General features: G+C 39.1%; 3 protein-coding genes. 1 reads left to right on the top strand and 2 read right to left on the bottom strand.

Features of this window, described 5'->3' with window-relative positions:
* A partial coding sequence (locus HRT72_03630) for a hypothetical protein (protein NQY66797.1) occupies positions 1-320 on the bottom strand: 320 nt, incomplete at its 3' end.
* Positions 321-386: 66 nt separating this feature from the next.
* Here HRT72_03630 and HRT72_03625 point away from each other — a divergent pair.
* Positions 387-1,576 (top strand): IS3 family transposase gene (locus HRT72_03625; protein NQY66796.1). Its coding sequence is split into 2 segments (ribosomal slippage): positions 387-675 and positions 675-1,576, totalling 1,191 coding nucleotides; the frame shifts between segments, so codons are not numbered across the junction.
* A 17-nt stretch (positions 1,577-1,593) separates the two neighbouring features.
* On the opposite strand, the gene HRT72_03620 is transcribed toward HRT72_03625, so the two are convergent.
* Complete coding sequence (locus tag HRT72_03620) at positions 1,594-1,911, bottom strand: hypothetical protein (protein ID NQY66795.1); 318 nt, start codon at positions 1,909-1,911, stop codon at positions 1,594-1,596.
* Between the last annotated feature and the right edge of the window lie 27 nt (positions 1,912-1,938).

Raw genomic sequence — 1,938 nt, 5'->3', positions numbered from 1 at the left:
GACTCATACCCTTCCCCTTCGATAACTAGGTGCTTTTCACCAACCTGCGACACGGTTCTTATACGCCCATACTGTGCAGGCGCATTATTTAGCAAAAAGCCAATATTATTGACACCCTCAATACTTGCACAACGCGTTTCCCAAAAAGTTTTACCTTCTGAGGCACTATCAAATAAATACTGTTGCGCATTCGTATAGGCATGATCAACTATAATTTCAGGTTCAATACCATTAACAAGCCTATGGTAATATTCAAAAAATTTCCCCATCATGATCGGATTACTCCAACCATCAGCAATACTGTGATGCTGCGTTAACAACACAGTATAATGGGCATTGAACTTCCCCCGCTTTAGTTGATACCTCCACTAACAGGAGGCACCAACATGCCAAAATATAATCACCCAAGAAAAACCTGGGAATACACCAAAGACTTTAAAGTAAAAGCTGTTAAGCTCAGTTATCAAGATGGTATTCAATCCAAACAAATAGCGGATGGTTTAGATATACACCCCATGATGTTATCGCGTTGGCGAAAGGAATACCGAGATGGAAAGCTACAAGGTGATAATCAAAAGCGAGTCGGTGTGCAAAAAACCAAAAAGAACTTCAATGACAAAGACCTCATTGAAAATGCTCGGCTAAAAAAAGAAAACCAGCGTTTAAAGAAGGAGAACGACCTCTTAAAAAAGTGGCAACGGTATCTGGCGGAACGACATCAGAACGATTTGAATTCGTCGAACGATACCGAGAAATAGGCGTTGTCTTTTTATGTAAATGGCTGGGAGTTACGCCACAGGGCTTTTATGCTTGGACAAAGCGTAAAGCTTCTAAGCGTTACCATAAAGACCAGAAGCTTCTTAGGAAAATCACCAAGATTTTTATCCAAAGTGAAGGTCGCTATGGAAGCCCCAGAGTGTATAAAGCACTTAAAAACACAGGTGTATCCGTCGGTCGCAAGCGTGTAGAACGTTTGATGCGTGAAGCAGGGCTAAAAGGTAGAGTTGTTAGAGTGACACGCAGGCATCCTGTAATGAAGAAGTTTAAACGAGATGGTAAAAATCTATTGCGTGAAGTGAGCAAACCTACGGGTATCAATCAAGTCTGGGTTGCAGATGTTACTTATTTGAAAGTAAAAGGTCAGTGGAAGTATTTAGCTACAGTGATGGATTTATATTCTCGCAGAATCATTGGCTGGTCTTTGTCGTCAACGCGTACTGCAGAATTAACGTGTACGACTCTACTGTATGCCCTAAGGAAGCGTGGGTACCCCAAAGGTGTCATGTTTCATACTGATCGAGGTATTGAGTATTTAGCTAAGGATTTTCAGAAAATGCTAAAGAGATGGGGCTTTAAACATAGTTTGAATCGCCTTGGATACTGTACTGATAATGCATTCATGGAATCATTTTTCCATAGTTTAAAAGCCGAACTGATTAGAGGAAATAAATACCAAAGAGTACAAGAGTTATATAAAGCACTATCCGAATACATAAACAAGTTTTACAATACTGTAAGGTTACACTCTGGGCTAGATTATGTGTCACCAATACAATATGAATTACGCGCAGCGTAGAAACTCTGGTGTCAATTTTATCGGGGGAGGATCATAGTTGAAATATCGCTATCAATTAACTTGCTCGCTATATTTAGAGCTCTTATTTGATATTTTTGTTGTTGAATGGACTGTTTTAGCTCGTCGAAGTGAATCGACCTTGATTGTAAGTGCTTGTTAGTGCTTTCTGTTTTAGGAGCTTGTTTAGCTTTTTGCTTTATTCGAGGATCTTTTTGATTTTGTTTGTGTAGGAGGGTAGATTGCTTCACCTTTTTTTGTTCGTTAGTCTTGGTTTTATTACTGCTGTTAAGCGGTGGCTTATGAGGAGTATTGTCAGTTAAGTTATTAATACTCATGATTAATATACTCTTTAATTGTTTTAT

Source organism: Flavobacteriales bacterium (assembly GCA_013214975.1).
GTDB lineage: Bacteria > Bacteroidota > Bacteroidia > DT-38 > DT-38 > DT-38.
Note: the sequence above shows the minus strand (reverse complement) of the source record. Positions and strands in the feature narration are given on the sequence as shown.

What these genes read in the sequence shown, in the direction of transcription:
- HRT72_03620 (NQY66795.1), bottom strand. Translation starts at nt 1,911, where the DNA reads ATGAGTATTAATAACTTAACTGACAATACTCCTCATAAGCCACCGCTT.